This window comes from Commensalibacter sp. Nvir (assembly GCF_963921845.1).
Classification (GTDB): domain Bacteria; phylum Pseudomonadota; class Alphaproteobacteria; order Acetobacterales; family Acetobacteraceae; genus Commensalibacter.
The window spans coordinates 1-1,582 of the sequence record NZ_CAWUGZ010000145.1; the positions used below are offsets into that span (position 1 = coordinate 1).

The 1,582-nt window shown below is 39.4% G+C and carries 3 protein-coding genes; all 3 read right to left on the minus strand.

Annotated features, from left to right (window positions below; translation table 11 throughout):
• Nucleotides 1–111: 111 nt before the first annotated feature.
• The gene (locus AABE15_RS09215; RefSeq protein WP_338331003.1) at nt 112–735 is read right to left on the minus strand and encodes a hypothetical protein; all 624 of its coding nucleotides are present in this window, start codon (nt 733–735) and stop codon (nt 112–114) included.
• On the minus strand, nt 735–1,271 hold the full coding sequence (locus AABE15_RS09220) for a phage baseplate protein (RefSeq protein WP_338331004.1): 537 nt from the start codon (nt 1,269–1,271) through the stop codon (nt 735–737). Before AABE15_RS09220 ends, AABE15_RS09215 begins: the two co-directional genes overlap by 1 nt.
• A partial coding sequence (locus AABE15_RS09290) for a phage tail fiber protein (protein WP_408870274.1) occupies nt 1,271–1,582 on the minus strand: 312 nt, incomplete at its 5' end. The genes AABE15_RS09220 and AABE15_RS09290, both read right to left, overlap by 1 nt.

Below are 1,582 nucleotides of genomic sequence, written 5' to 3' on the forward strand. Positions count from 1 at the left end.
ATTTCGCTTGGTCTACCAAGTTATTGAGAAGGAAATCATTATCGTTGTTATTGCAGTGGGTAAACGTGAGCACGAAATCACTTATAAAACCGCGTATTCACGAAAAAAACATTAACCGAGTTTTTTGACCATGCTTTTGGCGAGATCTTCCACCTTGTTCAAGACTGAATGGGGGGTTATGGTCAGGCTTGTGGCATCCTGATCGCCATCTTTTAAAGGCGAATAAGTTTTGTCGGGACTAAACACTTCTTTCAAATCAATTTGCACGGGATAAACGTTTAGATGTTCAGGATCAATGTTGAATTCTAATCCTGTTACCGTCATGTTCTTAAGTTTAACCGTTCTGGACGTTATGGTGTACAGCGTTTCACAATTTTTGAACAATTGAACGAGTTGGAGATTGGTGGTTACGCTTGAGCTCAAACACGAAATACGCAAGGATGCAGGATGAATAACTTTGGTATATAAAATATCGTCGTCATGATTGATTTTTGTTGACGTTACGGTAATCTCTCGTGCGTGATTGAGATCAGCTTCCGTTACCGTTGTCCTTGTTTTTTGACGAATAGCATTTTGCGTTAAGTTAATAGGCTGGCGAGAACTAATAGCCTCTTCAGTAATACTCACCGATATAATTTTTAATTCTGTAACTAATGAATTGCCCTGTTGATCCGTAATAGAGAAAGAGTTGTTTTTTTTTAACAAATTCATCAAGTAGTTGGTAACGCTCGCCATTAAACTATCCCTTTGACCAAGTCTTTGACCTGCTTTTCAGCCTTATTGAGATGTCGTTTAATGGTGCTATACACACTATCGCTATCACCATCTTGTTTTTTACTGGTATTGCTTTGGCTTGGATTGAGCATGATTTCAGAAAAAACCAACCTTACTTGATGCGTAGTTAGAATTTCAGACGTTTGCTCCTCAGATAACGACATAAGGACGACATTATCGATAATAAAGGTTTTTAATTTAACCCTAAATAACGTTTTTCTTGCTTTTATACCTTTATAAAGGGTATTAAGTTTTTTGAATCCCCCATCATCACAAAACACCGTCATATGCATAGACATAGCGTTAATAATTTTACTATCGGTTAAGGTCATTCCCATTTCGTTTTGATTTTGCATTAACGTCGCCTCATACGTAAGCTTAGCGTCTTTGACTACAGTGGTTTTTATATCAACCGTTTCATTCGTCTTAAGATCCGTCAATTCAAACGACGTACTTTTACTGACCAGCCCAGACAAGAAGGTACTAAGGGTGGCCATTAGAGCAAGCCTCCAATATTGGTCACCAAGCTCATGACATCGGTCTGGATACCCTGCAGATTGGTCACGTTATTAAAGACGAATTGATAGCTGTTGCTTTTACGTCGGCCTGAAGAGAGAACGGTGTCTGCAATGTTCCCCGCAATTAAGTTGCCATCCGATAATATTAAAGAACCATTAGTGGCGTAGTTCACCACCATGACCATCGTGTCCTCAATCCCCGTAAGATCGGAGAACAAGCTCGATACCAACGACGGCGACATCTTATTTTGTAGAATCATTTTGAGGTTTTGGTCGTCCGTTGACCCTGA